Source organism: Streptomyces sp. NPDC020845 (assembly GCF_044334165.1).
In the GTDB taxonomy this organism is placed as follows: Bacteria; Actinomycetota; Actinomycetes; order Streptomycetales; family Streptomycetaceae; genus Streptomyces.
Window position 1 is genome coordinate 759114 of the sequence record NZ_JBIRSJ010000001.1, and the last position, 18003, is coordinate 777116.

16 protein-coding genes are annotated in these 18003 nt (G+C 70.7%); 9 read left to right on the forward strand and 7 right to left on the reverse strand.

Annotation, left to right across the window (positions count from 1 at the left end):
• Positions 1-98: 98 nt before the first annotated feature.
• Positions 99-1805: an IlvD/Edd family dehydratase gene (locus ACH4U7_RS02495; protein ID WP_398526165.1), complete on the reverse strand. Its 1707-nt coding sequence runs from the start codon at positions 1803-1805 to the stop codon at positions 99-101.
• 321 nt (positions 1806-2126) lie between these two features.
• On the opposite strand from ACH4U7_RS02495, the gene ACH4U7_RS02500 reads away from it, so the two are divergent.
• The 4 genes from ACH4U7_RS02500 to ACH4U7_RS02515 are packed head-to-tail and all read left to right on the forward strand — an operon-like array spanning position 2127 to position 6905.
• Positions 2127-3404, forward strand: a complete 1278-nt coding sequence (locus tag ACH4U7_RS02500) for an extracellular solute-binding protein (RefSeq protein ID WP_385619552.1) — start codon at positions 2127-2129, stop codon at positions 3402-3404.
• Between the two features lie 5 nt (positions 3405-3409).
• A complete protein-coding gene (locus ACH4U7_RS02505; RefSeq protein ID WP_398526166.1) occupies positions 3410-4393 on the forward strand; it encodes a carbohydrate ABC transporter permease in 984 nt (327 codons plus the stop codon).
• A gap of 7 nt (positions 4394-4400) precedes the next feature.
• Entirely contained in the window at positions 4401-5273 is an 873-nt protein-coding gene (locus ACH4U7_RS02510) for a carbohydrate ABC transporter permease (protein WP_398526167.1), read from the forward strand.
• Positions 5274-5312: 39 nt separating this feature from the next.
• Entirely contained in the window at positions 5313-6905 is a 1593-nt protein-coding gene (locus ACH4U7_RS02515; protein ID WP_398526168.1) for a glycoside hydrolase family 43 protein, read from the forward strand.
• 40 nt (positions 6906-6945) lie between these two features.
• Here the strand turns inward: ACH4U7_RS02515 and ACH4U7_RS02520 are convergent, their stop codons facing one another.
• Positions 6946-7548, reverse strand: coding sequence for a TetR/AcrR family transcriptional regulator (locus ACH4U7_RS02520; protein WP_398526169.1), 603 nt, complete (start codon positions 7546-7548; stop codon positions 6946-6948).
• Positions 7549-7760: 212 nt separating this feature from the next.
• Here ACH4U7_RS02520 and ACH4U7_RS02525 point away from each other — a divergent pair, with 212 nt between their 5' ends.
• Complete coding sequence (locus tag ACH4U7_RS02525; RefSeq protein WP_398526170.1) at positions 7761-8732, forward strand: hypothetical protein; 972 nt, start codon at positions 7761-7763, stop codon at positions 8730-8732.
• Here ACH4U7_RS02525 and ACH4U7_RS02530 read toward each other — a convergent pair.
• Positions 8713-8841, reverse strand: coding sequence for a hypothetical protein (locus tag ACH4U7_RS02530; RefSeq protein WP_398526171.1), 129 nt, complete (start codon positions 8839-8841; stop codon positions 8713-8715). The two genes, ACH4U7_RS02525 and ACH4U7_RS02530, sit on opposite strands and share 20 nt — an antisense overlap.
• Positions 8842-8928: 87 nt before the next feature.
• Between ACH4U7_RS02530 and ACH4U7_RS02535 the strand changes: the two genes are divergently transcribed.
• From ACH4U7_RS02535 to ACH4U7_RS02550, 4 genes are all read left to right on the forward strand, one after another.
• Complete coding sequence (locus ACH4U7_RS02535) at positions 8929-10011, forward strand: glycoside hydrolase family 113 (RefSeq protein WP_398526172.1); 1083 nt, start codon at positions 8929-8931, stop codon at positions 10009-10011.
• Between the two features lie 102 nt (positions 10012-10113).
• The gene (locus ACH4U7_RS02540) at positions 10114-10938 is read left to right on the forward strand and encodes an ABC transporter ATP-binding protein (protein ID WP_398526173.1); all 825 of its coding nucleotides are present in this window, start codon (positions 10114-10116) and stop codon (positions 10936-10938) included.
• A complete protein-coding gene (locus ACH4U7_RS02545) occupies positions 10935-11840 on the forward strand; it encodes an ABC transporter permease (RefSeq protein WP_398526174.1) in 906 nt (301 codons plus the stop codon). Before ACH4U7_RS02540 ends, ACH4U7_RS02545 begins: the two co-directional genes overlap by 4 nt.
• Before the next feature lie 67 nt (positions 11841-11907).
• Complete coding sequence (locus ACH4U7_RS02550; RefSeq protein WP_398526175.1) at positions 11908-13065, forward strand: ABC transporter substrate-binding protein; 1158 nt, start codon at positions 11908-11910, stop codon at positions 13063-13065.
• Between the two features lie 19 nt (positions 13066-13084).
• On the opposite strand, the gene ACH4U7_RS02555 is transcribed toward ACH4U7_RS02550, so the two are convergent.
• The 4 genes from ACH4U7_RS02555 to ACH4U7_RS02570 all read right to left on the reverse strand — a co-directional run.
• Entirely contained in the window at positions 13085-13576 is a 492-nt protein-coding gene (locus ACH4U7_RS02555; RefSeq protein WP_398526176.1) for a hypothetical protein, read from the reverse strand.
• A 146-nt stretch (positions 13577-13722) separates the two neighbouring features.
• Entirely contained in the window at positions 13723-14592 is an 870-nt protein-coding gene (locus ACH4U7_RS02560) for an SAM-dependent methyltransferase (RefSeq protein WP_398526177.1), read from the reverse strand.
• 168 nt (positions 14593-14760) lie between these two features.
• Positions 14761-16935, reverse strand: a complete 2175-nt coding sequence (locus ACH4U7_RS02565; protein WP_398526178.1) for a glycosyl hydrolase family 95 catalytic domain-containing protein — start codon at positions 16933-16935, stop codon at positions 14761-14763.
• A 301-nt stretch (positions 16936-17236) separates the two neighbouring features.
• The coding region (locus ACH4U7_RS02570) for a triphosphoribosyl-dephospho-CoA synthase (RefSeq protein ID WP_398526179.1) at positions 17237-18003 on the reverse strand (767 nt) is incomplete at its 5' end.

Sequence of the window (18003 nt, forward strand, 5' to 3'; positions counted from 1 at the left end):
GACGGTTGCTCACATCCGAAAACAGCATTGCGGATGCCACTGACAATCCCGTCTCGGCCGCCCGGCGCCAGGCTCTGCTCACCGCGGGGTGAGGGCCGTCAGTGCGACTCCCGGGCGACGAAGGACCCGCGGGTTCCGGCGAGGAAGTCCAGACCGGCGCCCCGGTCGGCCTGCTCGACATGTGCGCGGTAGATGTGCTCCCATCCGCTCTCGGCCGGTGGGGCGGCGGCGGTCACCGGTTCGCGTGCGGCGAGTTCTTCGTCCGGCACGTCCAGCCTCAGCACCCGCCGTTCCACGTCCAGCTCGATCCAGTCGCCGGTGCGGACCAGACGGAGGGGCCCGCCCGCCGCGGACTCGGGGGCGATGTGCAGAACGACGGTGCCGAAGGCGGTGCCGCTCATACGGGCGTCGCTGATCCGGACCATGTCCCGTACACCGGACTCCAACACCTTGCGGGGCAGTGGCATGTTTCCCACTTCGGGCATGCCGGGGTAGCCGCGCGGACCGCATCCCCGGAGGACCAGCACATCGGACGCCGCCACCTCGAGCTCGGGGTCGTCGATCCGGGCGTGGAAGTCCTCGATGCCGTCGAACACCACGGCGCGGCCCCGGTGGCGCAGCAACTCCGGTGTCGCGGCGGCCGGTTTGACGACCGCGCCGTCGGGACACAGGTTGCCGCGGAGCACGGCGAGCCCGGCCTGGTGCGCGATGGGCCCGTCGGCGGTGCGGATGACGGTGAGGTCGGTGCTGGCGCGGCCGGATATCTGATCGGTCAGGGAGCAGCCGGAGACGGTGACGCTCGGCTCCAGTCGGTCCTTGATCTGCCCGAGCACCGCGTCCAGGCCGCCGGCCCGGTGGAAGTCCTCCATGAGATGGGCTCCGGCGGGTTGCACATCGGCGAGCAGGGGAATGTCACGGCCCGCTCGGTCGATGTCCTCCAGGCCGATCTCCACGCCGACCCGGCGGGCGAGGGCCAGCAGATGGACGACGGCGTTGGTGGACCCGCCGATGGCGGCCACCGCGCGCACCGCGTTCAGCAGGGCCTCGCGGGTCAGTACGGCGCTGGGGCGCAGGTCCTCGGCGACCATTTCGACGATGCGGTTGCCCGCCGTATGCGACAGCTCCAGCAGCCGGCTGTCCGGCGCCGGGAGCCCGGCGTTCCCCGGCAGTGTCATGCCCAGCGCCTCGGCGACACAGGCCATCGTGGACGCGGTGCCCATGGTGTTGCAGTGTCCGCGGCTGCGGATCATCGCCGACTCCGCGCGCCGTAGATCCGAGCGTGGCATCCGCCCGGCGCGCACCTCCTCGCTCATCTCCCAGACCCCCGTGCCGCACCCCAGCGGGCGCCCCTTCCAGGAGCCGTTGAGCATGGGGCCGCCGGTGACCATCAGCGTGGGCAGATCGACCGACGCGGCCCCCATGAGCAGCGACGGAACCGTCTTGTCGCAGCCGCCGAGCAGGACGACACCGTCCACCGGATTGGCGCGGATGAGCTCTTCGACGACCATCGCGGCGAGGTCGCGGAAGAACATGGCGGTCGGGCGCAGCAGGGTCTCGCCCAGCGATGGCACCGGCAGCTCCAGCGGCACACCGCCGGACTCCCACACACCGCGCTTCACATGCTCGGCCATCTCACGGAAGTGGCTGTTGCAGGGCGTCAGATCCGACCAGGTGTTGCAGATGACGATCTGCGGTCGGCCGTCGAAGGCGTGGTCGGGGAGGCCGCGGCGCATCCAGGCGCGGTGGATGAAGGCGTCGCGGGAGTCTCCCGCGTACCACTGCTGCGACCGAGTCGTGCCACTCATACGAACCGTTCCGATCTGTCGACGAAGATCCGTGAAGATCCGGGCGAGTAAGACCTTGCCCGCGTAACCCGCCCGTCATGGCTCGGCGGGGCGCCGACCGGCACCGAAAGTTTCGAATAGCGCCGCTTACGCGACCGAAACATTGACCGCATGACAACCGGTTCCTACATTGAGGCCGCCTGGACACGGCGCAAAGGGAAGAAGAATCCGCGAAGAGTCCTTTCGATATGCGGCTCCGCCGCGCGGCTCCAGCGTCGAAACTTTCGAAATCCCGAACTTGCAAGGGCGCAATGCTGAACATGGAAGCAGAGAGGTGAGGGCATGAAGTACCACGCCAGCCGAAGGGTTTGGGTGGTGGCGGCCACAGCCACGGTCATCGCCCTCACGGCATCGGGCTGCGGAAGCGGCGCGGGCGACTCGGACGGCAAGACCACGCTGACCGTGACCACCCAGGTCGACTACGGATACCGGGACCTGTACAAGGAGTACGAGAAGAGCCACCCCGGCATCAAGATCCGCGAGGTGCTTGTCGACGACCTGCCGAAGAAGCTGGTCACCCAGCTCGCGGCGAACCGCGGCGCCTCCGATGTGGTGGGCCTCGGCGACGACACCATCGGCAAGTTCAAGCCCAGCTACCAGCGCTTCGTCAACCTCGCCGACCACGGCGTCAACAACACCGACGACCCGTGGGTGCAGTGGGCGTACGACTACGGCACGGTCGAGAACGGCAAGTACGTGATGGGTGTGCGCACCGACATCGGCGGGCTCGGCATCTGCTACCGCACCGATCTTTTCAAGAAGGCCGGGCTGCCCACCGACCCCGAGCGTGTCGGTCAACTCTGGCCCACCTGGGACAAGTTCACCGAAGTCGGCGAGGAATTCCGGGCCAAGGTGAAGGACGCCTCCTTCACCGCCAATACCGGAGACATCTGGGTCGGGATGGAGAACCAGCACAAGGAGACGTTCTTCTCCGAATCCGACGACTCGTTCATGGCCGATGAGAACTCCGGCCTCAAGCAGGACTTCCTGACCGCCGCGAACATGTCCGTACGGAAGGTCAGCGGCGGATACCCGCCCTTCACCCCGGAAATGGCGAACGCCCTGAAGACCGGCAAGGCGGCAACCGCTGTCTGTCCCGCCTGGAAGCTGGACCGCACCAAGGAGGCCTCCGGCCCCGGCAACTCGGGCAAGTGGTCGGTGGCCGCGGCCCCTCAGGGCGGCAACTGGGGTGGCTCCTATCTGCTGGTGCCCAAGCAGACCAAGCACACCAAGGAGGCGGTCGAGCTCGCCCGCTGGCTGACCTCGTCGAAGGTCCAGAAGAGGCTCTTCCTCTCCAAGGGCTATCTCTCCAGCCACCCGTCGGTCTACAACGACCCCACCGTGCAGGCGAAGAAGGACACGTACTTCTCCAACGCCCCCACCGGCAAGATCTTCGCCGAGGCCGTCGACAAGATGCAGCCCATCTACCGCGGCACCAAGGACAGCGATGTGGCCACCGCCTTCATGAACGCGCTGCTCCGGGTCGAACAGGGCAAGCAGAAGCCGGAGGACGCCTGGAGCCAGGCGGTCTCCGACGCGAAGAAGGTGGCGGGGGACTGACCCGAATGACGGTCACCGAGACCCGCCCCGGGGCGGAGGCCACCACGGCCTCCGCCCCGGGGCACCACCTCCGACGCCGTGCCTGGCGATCCCGTCTGACCCGCTTCGACCTGCGCTACACCCCGTATGTCTTCATCGCCCCGTTCTTTGTGATCTTCGGTGTCTTCGCGGTCTGGCCGCTGCTGTACACCGGCTGGATCTCCTTCCACAAGTGGGCGATCATCGAAGGCGACCAGGGTTGGCTCGGACTCCACAACTACCAGGCCCTCTTCGCCGACGAGTACTTCTGGAACGCGCTGCTCAACACCACCCTGCTGCTGGTGCTCGGCACCGGAGTGCAACTGGCCGTGGCGCTGTGGCTCGCCGGTGTGCTCAACCGGAAGCTGGGCGCCAGCGCGGTCTGGCGGGCCGGGGTCGTGCTGCCGCATATCGTGTCGGTGGTCGCCGTCAGCCTGGTGTTCGCGCAGCTCTACGGCTTCCACACGGGTATCGTCAACGATGTGCTGAGCCTGGTCGGCATCGACCGGGTCGACTGGCAGGCCAGCCGCTGGACCGCGATCCCCGCGGTCGCCACCATCATCATCTGGCGCTGGGCCGGCTACTACGCGCTGATCTTCCTCGCCGCCATGCAGGGCATCCCGCGCGAGCTCAACGAGGCGGCGATGCTCGACGGCGCCTCCAGGCGGCGCATCTTCTGGTCGATCACCGTGCCCTCCATCCGCCCCACCATCATCTTCTCCGTCGTCATGTCGACCATCGGCGCCATGCAGACCTTCACCGAGCCCCAGCTCTTCGACATCCAGGGCACCGAGGGCACCGGTGGCAGCGACCGGCAGTTCCAGACGCTGATGATGTACCTCTACGAAAAGGGGTTCCGCGAGTTCAACGCGGGCTACGCGGCCACCCTCGCCTGGGTGATGTTCCTGCTCATCGCCGTCGTCTCCGGCATCAACTACGCGCTGTCACGGCGCATCGCCTCGAAGGACTGATGCCGTCATGGCCCTCGCCACCCACTCCACGACCGGCCGCCGCCGGCCTAAGTCCGACGGCGGCCGGCGCCCTGGATTCCTCGTCTACGCCACGCTCGTCGGCGTGCTCGCCGCCTCCGTGTTCCCGCTCTACTACTCCTTCATCCTGCCCACCCGCGACAACTCGGCGATCGGCGACTCGCTGCTCACCCTCACGCCGGGCGGCAATCTGCTCCACAACATCCAGCGCGTCTACGACACCGTCGACTTCTGGCTGGCCCTGCGCAACTCGCTGATCGTCTCCACCACGGTGACGGTGTGCTGCGTCCTGCTGTCCTCGCTCGCCGGGTTCGCCTTCGCCAAACTGCCGTTCCGCGGGCGCAACGCCCTGTTCGTCGCGGTGGTGATCACCGCGATGCTCCCCACCCAGCTCGGCATGATCCCGCTGTACATGCTGATGGGAAACCTCGGCTGGATCGCCACCCTGAAGGCCGTCATCGTCCCGGCGCTCGTCAACGCCTTCGCCGTCTTCTGGATGCGGCAGGCCTGCGACGAGTCCGTGCCGTACGAGCTCGTCGAGGCCGCCCGCGTCGACGGCTGCTCCACACTCGGCATCTTCTGGCATGTGGCGCTGCCCGCGATCCGCCCGCAGGCCGCCGTGCTCGCCATGTTCACCTTCATGGCCACCTGGAACGACTTCATGTGGCCACTGATCGTCCTGGATCCGTCCGTCACCCCGACCGTGCAGACCGCGCTGTCCTCGCTGGCCAGCGGGTACGCCCTCGACTACACGCTCATCCTGTCCGGCGCCGCCATCGGGGTGCTGCCGCTGCTGCTCGTCTTCCTCCTGCTGTCCCGGCAGATCGTCGCCGGTGTGATGCAGGGCGCCGTCAAGGGCTGACCGCCCTTTATCGCTGCTAGGCCGTACGAAAGGACCTGCATGACCGCGGGCCATATCCGCAACCCCGTGCTGCCCGGATTCCACCCGGACCCGAGCATTGTGCGCGTCGGTGCGGACTACTTCCTCGCCACCTCCACCTTCGAGTGGTTCCCGGGCGTGCCCGTGCACCGCTCCACGGACCTGGTCCACTGGGAGCCGGCCGGCCATATCCTGGACCGCGCCGACCTGCTCGATCTGCGCGGCGTCCCGGACTCGGCCGGGGTGTGGGCGCCCTCGCTCTCGTACCACGACGGCCGGTTCTGGCTGGCGTACAGCATCGTGCGCACCATCGGCCATCCGTACAAGGACGTCGACAACTACCTCGTCACCGCCCCGGACATCTCCGGTCCGTGGTCGGAGCCGGTGTTCCTCAACTCCTCCGGCTTCGACCCCTCCCTCTTCCACGACGAGGACGGGCGCACCTGGCTGCTCAACATCCAGTGGGATCCGCGCGATGGACACCCCGCCTTCGCGGGCATCCTGCTCCAGGAGTACGACCCCGCAAAACAGGCCCTGATCGGGGCGCCGCGCACGGTCCTCACCCACGATGTGCTGATCGAGGGGCCCAATGTCTACCGCCACAACGGCTGGTACTACCTGATGCTCGCCGAGGGAGGCACCGGCTGGAACCACGGCATCCTGATGGCCCGCTCGCGCGAGCTGACCGGGCCGTATGAGCTCGACCCGGCCGGCTCGCTGCTGACCACTCGCGACGCGCCCGAGTGGCCACTGCAGAAGGCCGGCCACGGCGAGCTGGTGCGGACGGGCGAGGGGGAGTGGTTTCTCGCGCATCTGGCCTCGCGCCCGGTCCGTACGCTCGCCGGGGCGCGCTGTGTGCTCGGCCGAGAGACCTGTCTCCAGCGGGTGAAGTGGACCGACGACGGCTGGCTGCGGCTGGCGGACGGCGGCCATCTGCCGAGCCTGGAGGTGGCCGCGCCCCGGGGTGTCGCGCCGACCCCGGCGCCGGTCCGGCCCGCCCGCGACGACTTCGACGCGCCCGAGCTCGCCGGGTACTGGAACACCCTGCGCGCCCCCGCGACCCCCCAGTGGCTGAGCCTGACCGAGCGCCCCGGCCATCTGCGGCTGCGCGGCCGCCAGAGCCCGCACTCCCGCTACGACCAGAGCCTGGTCGCCCGCCGCCTGACATCGGTGCGCTGTGAGGCGACGACGGTGGTCGACTTCCGCCCCTCCCACTTCAGCCAGCTCGCGGGCCTGATCTGCTGGTACGACACCACCACCCACTACTACCTGCGGCTGACCCATGTGGAGGGCAGGGGCCGGGTGCTGGGCGTGGTGTTCACGGACGACGGCGCGTACGGCGAGCTGCCCTCCTGCGAACTCGACGTCGACGCGTGGCCGCTGGTGCATCTGCGGGCCCGCTTCGACGGTCCGGAGTTGCGCTTCGCCGCCTCGCCGGACGGGGTGTCCTGGCAGGACGTCGGTCCGGCGCTGGAGGCGACCAGGCTCTCCGACGACTACGGGGACCGGCTGCGGTTCACCGGGGCGTTCGTCGGGGTCTGCGTCCAGGACCTGGGCGGGACCCGGGTCGCGGGGGACTTCGACTGGTTCGAACTGCGCGATCTCGCGCCGTGACCGGCCGCCCGGCCGCCCGGTCACGGCGGGCCGGGCGGGGTCAGGACAGACCGAGCGCGGGGAAGACCGACGCGTCGAGAAAGCGGAGGAGGTAGTCGGAGTCGGCGGGCTTCCCGTCCAGCAGCGATCTGACCCGCATCACGCCGATCAGCTGGGCGGGGACGAACTCGGCCGCCACGCTGTCCGCCGGGATCTCGCCGCGCTCGATCGCGCGCCGGACCATGACGGCGATCACCGACACCTCACGGGAGAACAGGGCGTCGTGCAGCGCCTGGAGCAGGCTCGAATCGCTGAGCGCGGCATGGCCCAGCGCGTACAGCAACGTGGTGTCCGAGTCACACATTCGCCCCACGACGCGCGCCGTCTCCCTCAGGTCGCCGACGAGGCTGCCGGTGTCGATGCCGTCCAGCGCCATGCGCCGGTCACAGCGGCGCAGCGCGGCGGCGACCAGCTGGGGCTTGGTCTTCCACTGGCGGTAGAGAGTGGACCTGCTCGCCTTGGCCCGGGCGGCGACCCCCTCGAAGGTGCACGCCTCATAGCCGCCCTCGGTCAGCAGGGCGAGGACGGCGTCGAAGATCTCCTGCTCGCGCTCGGGACTGATCTTGGAGCGGCGTTGGGTGTCCGCCGTGGTGGGCGCTGCCATCAGCTCGGCACTCTCCTCCCGCTATGAGCTTTTCCGCTGGTGCCTCAGCCCCTGTCGACCGTGGTCGACTGAGGTGAGGGGGTGCGGTATGCGACTGTGCGGCACAACACACGGTACACGAGCGTATCGATACGCGCCTGTGCCGATACACTGTTGTATCGATACGCAGATGTATCGCAGCACGTCCATATCCAAAGGGGCCGGGTAATGCCGTGAACGCCACCCTCATAGCCGTCACCCTCGCACTCCTGTCGGCCGTCGCCTACGCGACCGCGGCCGTCGCACAGGAGCGCCTTGCCGCCCGCACCGGCCCGGGCGGACTGCGGCGACTGCTGGCGCAGGGCGCCTGGTGGTCGACCGTCGGACTCAACTCCTCCGGGGCCCTGCTCCATGTGGCAGCCCTCAAATTCGGGCCGCTCACCCTGGTCCAGCCCCTCGGCGCGCTTACGCTGGTCGCCGCCGTGCCGCTCGGCGCCCGGGTGGCAGGACGGAGCGCCACCCACGACGAGTGGCGGGGCACCGCGCTCACCCTCGTCGGCCTCGGCGCGCTGCTGCCGCTCACCGTCGGCGACGGCGCCCCCGACAGGACGCTCGGCACCGTCGCCGCGCTCGCCGTCGCCGCGATCGTGCTGGCCCTGGTCGCCCTGCTCATCCAGGCCCGCCGCGGCCGGGGGCTCGGCCACGCCGCCGCCTCCGGCATCACCTCCGGGGCCGCATCGGCGCTCACCCAGACCCTGACGGTCGCGGGCCTGGCCCTGACCTGGCGGTTCGCCATCGTGGGCGTACTCGTCGCGGGCCTGGCCGTGGGCGGGCTGCTGCTGTCCCAGACCGCCTACACCGGTGGCCTCGGCGCACCGCTGGCCGTTCTGACCCTGGCCAACCCGATGGCCGCCGCGGCCATCGGAATCGCCCTGCTCGGCGAGCGTGTCCACGGCGGCCCCGCCGGGGTCGCGCTGGCCGGACTGGGCGCCGTGGTGGCCGCGCGCGGTGTGGTGCTCCTCACCCGCGCCACGCATCCGGCACCCACCGCGCCACGGCTCCCGGAGCCGCGCACACCGGCGGAGCCGCTCCTGGTCAGGGAACCGGTCGTGGTGGCGGGGCCGACCCTGGCCGCCGAGCCGATTCTGGCCCCCGACTCGATTCTGGCCCCCGACCCGTTCCTGGTCAGCGCTCCGGGACGGTGATGTCACGGAGTTCGGCGTGGGCGTCCTCGGTGTAGGCGCCCACGCTGCCTTCCGTACAGGGCCGCTCCTGGTCAGTGAAACCGACCACATGACGGCCGTTCACCGCCACCGCCAGCCGGGTGCCGCGCTGCCGCTCCCCGGACCTCCGACCAGTCGCCGACCCGGAACGGGCCCCGCCCGAGGAAGGCCCTGTCCGATGAAAGCGCTGAGGCGGGCGACCGCGGCGGTCACCGCCGCCGTCGCCGTCCTGACCGGATGCTCGACCGGCGGGGACGACCCGCCCGATTCACACCGAAGCGGCCACACCGGCTCCGCCGCCCCCGGCGCCGGACCGGCCCGGCGGATGCGGGGGATCACCCTGCCCGCCTGGAACGCCGATGACTACGACCGGCGCGAGGCCCGGCGCTATCTGCGGCAGATCGCCGACACCGGCGCCCGATGGGTGGTGTTCACCCCCACCTGGTACCAGGACGGGATACGCCGGTCCGCCATCCACACCACCGAGGAGACGGCGAGCGACCACAGTCTGCGCCGGATCGTCGGCCTGGCCCACGCCACCGGGCTGAAGGTGATGCTCAAACCCCATGTGGACCTGGTGGACGGCGGCGACCGCGCCGCTATCAAGCCCGCCGACCGGGAGGCGTGGTTCACCGCGTACGAACGCTTCATCACCCACTACGCCGACCTGGCCGAGGATCTGGACGTCGAGCAGTTCGCCGTCGGCACCGAACTGGCCGGCACCTCCGCCGACCGCCGCCGCTGGCGGAAGGTGATCGCCGCGGTGCGCGGCGCCTACCGGGGCCCGCTGACCTACGCCGCCAACTACGACGAGTACACCCACGTCGGGTTCTGGAGCTCCCTCGACCTGATCGGCATCGACGCATACTGGCCGCTCGCGGACACCGCCACGACCGACCCCGCGCGGCTGGCCAAGGGCTGGAAGCCGATCGTCGCCGAACTCGCCGCGTTCGCCGCCCGGGAGGACAAGAAGATCCTGTTCACCGAGGCCGGTTACGTCAGCCAGAGCGGCACCGCCGCCGCGCCGTACTCCTGGACCATCAGCCACCGCGCCGGGGCGGACGAGCAGTCCGCCGCCTACCGGGCCCTGCTCACCGCCTTCGACGACCAGTCGTGGTGGGCCGGGGTGTGCTGGTGGATGTGGGACGACTGGCCGGACAGCGGCGAGACCGAGCGGCGCCTGGCCTACACACCGCACGGCAAGCCCGCCGAGCAGGTGCTGCGCCACTGGTGGCGCGATGGCGGAGCGGCCGGCCGATAGTCGGTCGGCGGGTCCGGCCGGCGGTCGGTGGTGTCCCGACTCTTGTCTCAATCTGACGGGTCGTCATATCTTCTCTTGGAAAACAGCGGGAGGAGACACGGGGTGGAGCCGCACACCACACCCACGGCCGCACCGAAGGTGCGCGCCCGCGCGGTGACCCGCAGCTTCGGGCACTCGGGCAGGCACGTACACGCGCTCGGGCCATTCGATCTGGATGTCCAACACGGGGAGTTCTGCTGCGTCGTCGGCCCGTCCGGCTGCGGCAAGTCGACGTTTCTGCGCATCGTCGCCGGGCTCGTCCGCCCCAGCGGCGGCGAGGTCGAACTGCGCGCCGGCCGGCGCCACCCGGCCGCGATGATCCCGCAGGACTACGGGATCTACGACTGGAAGACCGTGCTCGCCAACGTCCGCTTCGGCCTCGATGTGCAGCGCGTGCCGCGCAAGGCCGCCAACGCACGGGCCCGGGACTGGCTGGATCGGCTGGGCCTCGCCGACTTCGCCGACGCCTACCCGGCCGCGCTCTCCGGCGGTATGCGGCAGCGGGTCGCGATCGCCCGCGCGCTCGCCGTGGAGCCGGAGGTGCTGCTCATGGACGAACCGTTCGCCGCGCTCGACGCCCAGCTGCGCACCATCCTCCAGGACGAACTGCTCGCGGTGTGCCAGGCGACCCGTACCACCGCGCTGTTCGTCACCCACAGCCTGGAGGAGGCGATCGTGCTCGGGGACCGGGTGGTGGTGATGTCCGCCAGGCCGGGCCGGGTGATCGCCGAACGGCGGCCGCCGTTCGAGCGCCCGCGCACCGGACAGCTGCGCCGCTCCCCGGAGTTCGCCGCGTTGCAGTCCGAGCTGTGGGAGCTGCTGCGCGGCGAGGTGCAGACGGGAGCCGGTGGCGCCGCGATGGCGCAGCCCGCGGGGAAGCGCTCATGAACGGCGAGGCCGCGCTCGGCGCGGACCGGGCCGCCCAGGCCGATGCGGCGCCGGACGGGCCCGCCGAAACCGTGCTGGTCCGGCGCCCCGGGCCCCGGGAGCGCGATCCGGTCCGCGCCCATCGGAGCCGTCTCGCCCTCGAGATCTCCCTGGCCGTCGCCGTGCCCACGGCGCTGATCCTGCTGTGGCAGCTCGCCGCGTACCGGCACTGGATCGACCCCCGCGTCTACCCCGCCCCCTCCACGATCGCGGCCGACGGCTGGCAGCGCGCCGCCGACGGCAAGCTGTGGCCGGACGTATGGGCCACGCTCCAGCGGGTGATGGCCGGCTATGCGGTCGGCACGGCCGCGGGCTATGCCGTCGGGCTGCTGATGGGCGCGGTGCGGATCGTCCGCGCGGCGCTTGAGCCGTTGCTCGACGCGCTGTACGTGGTGCCCAAGCTCGCGCTGCTGCCGGTGTTCCTCAATATGTTCGGCCTCGGCGAGGGCCCGCAGATCGCGCTCGTGGCCACCACCGTCTTCTTCTTCGTCTGGATCTCCACGATGGCGGCCGTGATGGGCGTCGCGGAGGGGTACCGGGAGGCCGGTCAGGTCTTCGGCGCGGGGCCCTGGCAGATGTTCCGCCATGTGCTGCTGCCCGCCTCGCTGCCGCAGGTCCTGGTGGGCATGCGGGTCGCGGCCGGGGTGGCGGTCCTGGTGATCGTCGCCTCCGAGCAGATCGCCGCGGACAACGGGCTCGGCCATCTCATTTTCGACTCGCGGGCGCTGTTCCAGAACGACGTGATGTTCGTCGGCATCGTCTGTGTGGCCGTGCTCGGCGTGGTCTTCTCCGAACTCGTACGCTTCGTCGGCCGCCGACTCACCCCCTGGGCCCCGCGGGACCGCGGCCGCCCCCGGTCCTGACCGCACCTTCCCCCGATCCTGATCCCTGATGTCAACTCGGCCTCACCGGAACCGGAAGGCAACACCCATGCCAGCACCCGGACCCTTCCTCACCCGCGCCCTGGCCACCGCCGTGACCCTGCTGGGCGTCCTCGGCCCCCTCACCGCCTGCGATGTGCAGACCTCCGACTCGGCGCACTCAGGCGCCGAGCGCAAGGCCCGTCCGATCGCGCCCGTCGCGGGCTGCACCAAGGGCTGGACCGACCCCTCCGACCTGTCCGAGGACCGCGCGCCGGCCCGCTGTGCGCCCGGCGCGCCCGCGCCCAAGCCGCTGAAGAAGAAGACGAAGGTCGTCGTCTCCGCCAGCACCCTGAACGCCGAGTACCTGGCGCCGCTGCAGATCGCCCTGGCCAAGGGCGAGTTCGCCAAGGAGAAGCTGGACGTCGAGGTGAAGCTGCTGCCCACCCCCGACGCGCTGCCGCTGCTGGCCAAGGGCGATATCGACGTCCAGTACGCGGCGCCGGAGGCGGGTGTGCTCAACGGCATCCGGCAGGGGTTCGACATCCGCTGGGTCGCCGGCAACTTCTCGCCCGCGCCCGGATCCAAGAGCGGGTTCTGGGCCAGGCTGCGGCCCGGGCAGACGGCCGGTGAGGTCGGGCTCAAGGACCGTACCGTCGGGACGCTCATCGGCAAGGGCTCGGTCATCATGTATCCGATGGAGAAGGTGCTGGCCAAGCACCAGGCCGACGTGGACAGCGTCCGCTTCCAGCAGCTGGGCCCCGCCGAAGTCCTCACCTCGCTGAAGAACGGCGGTGTGGACGCGGCATGGCTGCTCGACCCGGTGTGGCGCGAGGTGGACGGCGACGCCGGCTACGCCTTCCTCGGCGGTCAGCCGCAGGGCGAACCGCTGGGCGGTCTTCTCTTCGGCCCCGATCTGCTGACGGGCGATCCGGACGCGGGAGTGGCGTTTCTGCGCGCCTACATCCGCACCGTGAACACCTACTTCGCCGGGGACTACAAGAAGGACAAGGCGTTTGTGAAGGAGCTCGGCGAAGCGCTCAAGACCGAGCCGGACACACTGTCCGCCGTGCCGTCGCTGCGCATGGACTGGGAGATCCGCCACGGCACGGTGGACCGTCTGCAGAAGGCGTACGCCGCGGCCGGTGTGACCGAGGGCGATCCGCTGCGCGAGGACCGGGTCGTGGACCGCTCGTTCTACGCGGAGGCGGTCGGCCACAAGCCGTAAGTGATGCGGGCCGCTGAGATCAGTCGAAGACGAACGGGCCCGGCGTCTGCTTGGCCAGCGCGTCGCAGGTCACCAGGGCGGCCCCGATCGACATGCGCAGCGAGCCGCCGCCCAGATAGGAGTCCAGACTGTCGCCCGGCGCCACCGTGCCGACGAGCGTGACCACTATCGGGAAACCCGCCGGAATGGCCGGGCTGGATTCGTTGGTGAACGTGGTCGTCCCCGGGCCGCCGTTCTTCTCGAACCGCAGAGTGGCGGAGACGGTGTTCGCCGGGATCGCGACCGGGGCGGTCAGATCCGGGGAGCCGGGCGTGATGGTGGCCCTGGTGCCGTTCTGGGCCGCGTGGAGGGTGAGCTCCACGGTGCCGAACGTACCGCAGTTGTACGGGGCCGTGGCGGTGTCCGGCGACACGGCGGCGGCCGTGGGCGCCAGGGCCACGGCCCCCGCGAGCAGCGCCGCGCAGGCGGCGGCGGTGGCCGTGGCGCGTAACCCGGCAGTGGTACGTCTCATCGCTCGTCCCGTCCGATCCATGTCCGCATCGCTGATGCCCGGTCAAAAGATGGGGCTCATTGACGCGCAGGGATCTTCAGAAGGCAAGCGCCGCTCCCGGCGGCCGGGTGTGAGCGGCCCGTGTTCCGGCGGGTCAGGACGGCGGGTCAGGAGCCCGGCTTACGGGCGACTCCCACCCAGAAGGAGACCTCCTCGTCGGTCACATCGCCGGTGGCCGTCCCGGTGTCCGGGGCCGCGAGGTCGGGGTGCCAGCGGTGCGGCACCTCGATGCCCGGCTCGACCAGCTCAAGACCCGTGAAGAACCGTTCCACCTCGGCCTTGGTGCGGATTTTTCCCTGGATGCCACCACTGTGGTAGATCTGCACGGTCCGCTGGGTGGCCTCGGGATCGAAGTCCGGCGTGATGTGGCTCAGCACCAGATACGAACCGGGGGCCAGCGGTTCGAGCAGGCGCTGCACGATCCCGTACGGGTCCCACTCGTCGGGGACGAAGTGCAGCAGCGCGCACAGGCTCAGGGCGACGGGCTGGGACAGATCCAGCACCTCGGTGAGTTCCGGGGCGTTCAGGATGGTGTCCGGATCGGCGACATTCGCGTCGACGTAGGCGGTGCGCCCCCGCGGGTCGCTGCCCAGCAGGGCCTGGGCGTGGGCGAGGACGATCGGGTCGTTGTCGGCGTAGACGATCCGGGCTTCCGGGGCGATCGACTGGGCGACCTCATGGAGATTGGGGCTGGTCGGAATGCCGGTGCCGATGTCGAGGAACTGGCGGATGCCGCGCTCGGCGGCCAGGTACCGGATCGCGCGGTGCATGAAGGCGCGGTTGGTGCGGGCGGCGATCATGACGCCCGGCCACATGGTGAGCACCTTGGCGGCGGCCTGGCGGTCGGCGACGTAGTTGTCCTTGCCGCCCAGGAAGTAGTCGTACATCCGGGCGCTGTGCGGCTTGCCCTGGTTGAGGGGGCTGCTGGGGGGCTCCGGTCCGCTTCCGGTCTGGGCTGCTACCCCTTGAGCGGTCACGTGTGATCTCCTCATTTCAGGGCTTTCAGGGCTTTCAGGGCTGTTCGGCGCACGATCCCCGGCCGCGCGTCCTGGCACAGGATCGTAAGCCGCCCGCCCACCCCGCGCCTTCACGGGGTGGGCATAACTGTGCTGGCGAAGCCCCAAGTTGTCCACGCCCGGTACGGCTCAGCCGGGCAGCCCCCACGGCTTGGCGTCGCCCACGGCCGGCACATCGCGCGGGTCCAGGTCGGGATCGGTGCCACGCGGCACGACGACCGCCGTCCCGTCCCGGCCCAGCGGGATCTCGATACGGCCGGGGGCCGTCTCCCGGTACCTCAGGCGCCGGCCGTTCTCGTCCCGTACGTCGATGGCGCCCTCGATGCCATGCGCCAGCACCAGCGGCGCGCCCGACTCGCTGTGCACGCGCACCCACCGCGTCCGGCCGCCCGAGCGGTCCGCGTCCACCAGGAACGCGCCCTGGGCGCGCAGGGACTGGACGGAGGCGTCCGGCCAGCGCCGCGACAGGGAGGGGAAGACCCGTACGACGCCGCCGTGGCTCTGCACGGCCATGTCGAGGATCGACTGGGTCGCCGTCAGCGGGCTCTCCGTGGCCAGGTTCCCGCCCTCCACATACATGGTGTTGGGTGTCATCCAGGCGTTGTTGACGACCTTGCCGTCGGTGAAGAAGGTGAGGAAGTCCAGAGCATCCTCGGGCCGCTCCATCCGGGAGGCCATTGAGGAGGCGACGCCGTAGCTGTAACCCGCCCACAATGCGCGGTCCCTGACCCAGTGGTCGAAGGTCGTGCGCATGATGTCCCGGTCGCCCGCCCGGTCCCAGTCCAGCTCGCCCAGCGGATAGAGCCACAACATATGGGAGAAGTGGCGGTGGGACTCGGTCAGCGGCTTGTCCGCGCCGATCATGACCCCGGTCGCATCGCGCGGATAGTCCACCAGGCGCCGGAGGATTTCGCGCCAGCGCGGCGCGCGCGGATGGTCCGTACGGAGGATGCGCAGACAGTCGAGCAGGGTGGCGCAGCCCCAGCGCAGCAGCGACAGATCGTACGTGCAGTCCTCGGCGTCCGCCCACTCGGGCGACCGGGTCAGCGGCAGATGCAGTTTGCCGTCGCCGCCTTCATGCAGGAAGTGGTCGTAGAAGTTCACCGCCTTGACGAGGATCGGGTAGAGGACGTCCCGCACGATCCGCACGTCCATGGTGTGGCGGTAGCTGAGCCAGACGTTGTGCATGGCCCAGATGAGATTGCCGTTGTTGTCGGTCTTGGTGGCGGTGCCGGGGATGCCGACGGTCTTCGCGCCGGGGCGCAGCATCCAGTCGGAGGGGTGGGCCAGGGCGTAGGTCTGGCCGTCCTGGTACTCCGGCGGCACCGAGAGCGGCAGATACTTCTCGAAGGCTTTGAAGGTGGAGGTGACCGAGTCGAGTTCGAGGTGGTTGGACCCCTGGATCAGCCAGGTGGCGATCTGGACGTTGAGGTTCCACCAGACCGCGGTCCAGCTGCCGCCGGTCTCCGGGTACCACGGCCCCCACTCGGACATCGAGGGTCCGCCCGCCCGGGTGGCGCACGCGGCCTTGTAGAGCTGGATCCAGTAGAAGTCCTGGAGTCGTTTGTCGGGTACGGACAGCAGGCTGCGCCGGTAGAAGCGGTGCCACCAGCCGCGGTGCTCGCGCACCAGCTCGTCCGGGTCGGCGGCCAGCGTACGGGCCACTTCGGCGACCGCCAACTCGGTCGTGCCGTCCAAGTCATCCGGGAAGCGGTAGACGATATGGGCGGCGAGCAGACGGCCGGTGCCCACCCGCCTTTCGCGCCAGGCGGTGGCCCAGCCGCCGCCGGCGATCAGGGGCTGCTGGGCGTAGTGGGTGGCGCCCGTGGAACCGGTGCGGGCGTCGGGGTTGCCCGTGTAGTCCGCGGGCTTGTCCTTCTGCCGGGGCGAGATGGCGGGCATCCAGGTGAACGACCAGGCTGCGGACTGCTCGCCCTCGCTCGGTCGGGTGGAGATCAGCAGCGCGGTACGGGAGTTGTGGACCAGCATGGAGAAGCGGACGCTGCCCCGCGTGGTGGTGACGGTGCCGCGCAGCTCGGCGTCCCAGAGGTCGAGGGTCCAGTCGATATCGGTCACCTCGCCGGCGAGCGTCAGGTCGAAGTGGCCGATGGGCAGCCGTGAGAAGCCGTACGGGGCGCGCCACTGCGGCCGTTGGTCCTGCACCTGGCTGTGGCTGACCATGACTTTCACGGAGTTGGCCGTGGCGCCCCGGTAGATCTGCACACCGAGCAGCCCGTTGCCGAGGAAGGGCCCGTCCTTCCAGTCGCCCGGCAGCCGCCGCCACCGCATGGCGGCGGCTCTCACCAGCCGCTCATGTGTGTTTCCCGCCCGGGCCGAGGTTCCTTGGGGCGCGGCCCATGTGGTGCCGGATCCGGTCAGCCAGCCTCCGGCGCCAACGGCGGCGGCCGTGCCGATCACACCTCGCCGAGAGATTCCGTTCCCCGTCCCTGAGGTCACGTACATGCCTCCCATACCTGGTTGTGAACTACCGGGCATAGTGCAGGCTCGCTCGGCGGTAAGGAAGACCTCCGACCTATTTCCATTCAGAAAGGCGGTGAAGTCCCAGGTGGGGGGTATGTTGACGATGGGCCGCCCAAAGGTCCGATCAGACAGCCCTGTTGGAGGGGTGGGCCAGCGGCGCGGGGAGGCCGTCCAGGAAGAGTGCCCCGGCGAGCACGGCGGCGCTGCCCCGGGGCGCGACGCCGAGTTCACCCAGCTCGGCGTCCAGCCTGGCCAGGGCGGCCGCGCCCGCGGCCGTCGCCGTGCCGCCCGCCTCGAGGACGCCGCGCGCCCCGTCCCGCACCCGCCGCAGTCCGGGCGGGCCCGCGTGGTACAGCGGCCCGGTGTCCTGGAGCGTGCTCATCACGGTGAGCAGCGCGTCGAGGCGGGCCTGCGCCTCCGTGGCCCCCGTACCCCGCGCCCGGGACAGGGCGTCCAGGGCGCGGCGTACATGGGGAAAGCCGGCCCGCGCCTCGCCGCGCGCCCCCGCCGCGCCGTAGGTGGCGGAGACCTGCGAGCCCGGCGAGGGCTTGCGCGGGGCGCGCCGGTCCGGGTGGGCCGCGATCCGCTTGGCGGCGGCGGGCAGTTCGCGGGGCGGGACGTCGGGCTCCAGGGCGGCGGCCGCGACCAGCAGCCCCGTCACCCACAGCGCCCCGCGGTGCGGGCCCGCGGCCGGGCCGCCGCAGGCCCGGGACATTGTCCACTCGGCACCCCGGCCGATCGCGCCCAACTCCTCGCGGAGCACCGGCGTGGGGCCCCCCGGGGGGGGGGGCCCCCCCCCCCCGGGCCCCCCCCCGGGGGGGGGGGCCCAGGGGGCCCCCCCCCCCGGGCGCCCCACAGCCCCCCGGGGGGCGGGCCCCCCCAGGCGCGCGG

Bases quoted from the DNA above. Each gene is read 5' to 3' on its own strand.
- ACH4U7_RS02505 (WP_398526166.1), top strand. From the start codon at position 3,410: ATGACGGTCACCGAGACCCGCCCCGGGGCGGAGGCCACCACGGCCTCC.
- ACH4U7_RS02550 (WP_398526175.1), top strand. From the start codon at position 11,908: ATGCCAGCACCCGGACCCTTCCTCACCCGCGCCCTGGCCACCGCCGTG.
- ACH4U7_RS02520 (WP_398526169.1), bottom strand. From the start codon at position 7,548: ATGGCAGCGCCCACCACGGCGGACACCCAACGCCGCTCCAAGATCAGT.
- ACH4U7_RS02515 (WP_398526168.1), top strand. From the start codon at position 5,313: ATGACCGCGGGCCATATCCGCAACCCCGTGCTGCCCGGATTCCACCCG.
- ACH4U7_RS02500 (WP_385619552.1), top strand. From the start codon at position 2,127: ATGAAGTACCACGCCAGCCGAAGGGTTTGGGTGGTGGCGGCCACAGCC.
- ACH4U7_RS02535 (WP_398526172.1), top strand. From the start codon at position 8,929: ATGAAAGCGCTGAGGCGGGCGACCGCGGCGGTCACCGCCGCCGTCGCC.
- ACH4U7_RS02510 (WP_398526167.1), top strand. From the start codon at position 4,401: ATGGCCCTCGCCACCCACTCCACGACCGGCCGCCGCCGGCCTAAGTCC.
- ACH4U7_RS02545 (WP_398526174.1), top strand. From the start codon at position 10,935: ATGAACGGCGAGGCCGCGCTCGGCGCGGACCGGGCCGCCCAGGCCGAT.
- ACH4U7_RS02555 (WP_398526176.1), bottom strand. From the start codon at position 13,576: ATGAGACGTACCACTGCCGGGTTACGCGCCACGGCCACCGCCGCCGCC.
- ACH4U7_RS02495 (WP_398526165.1), bottom strand. From the start codon at position 1,805: ATGAGTGGCACGACTCGGTCGCAGCAGTGGTACGCGGGAGACTCCCGC.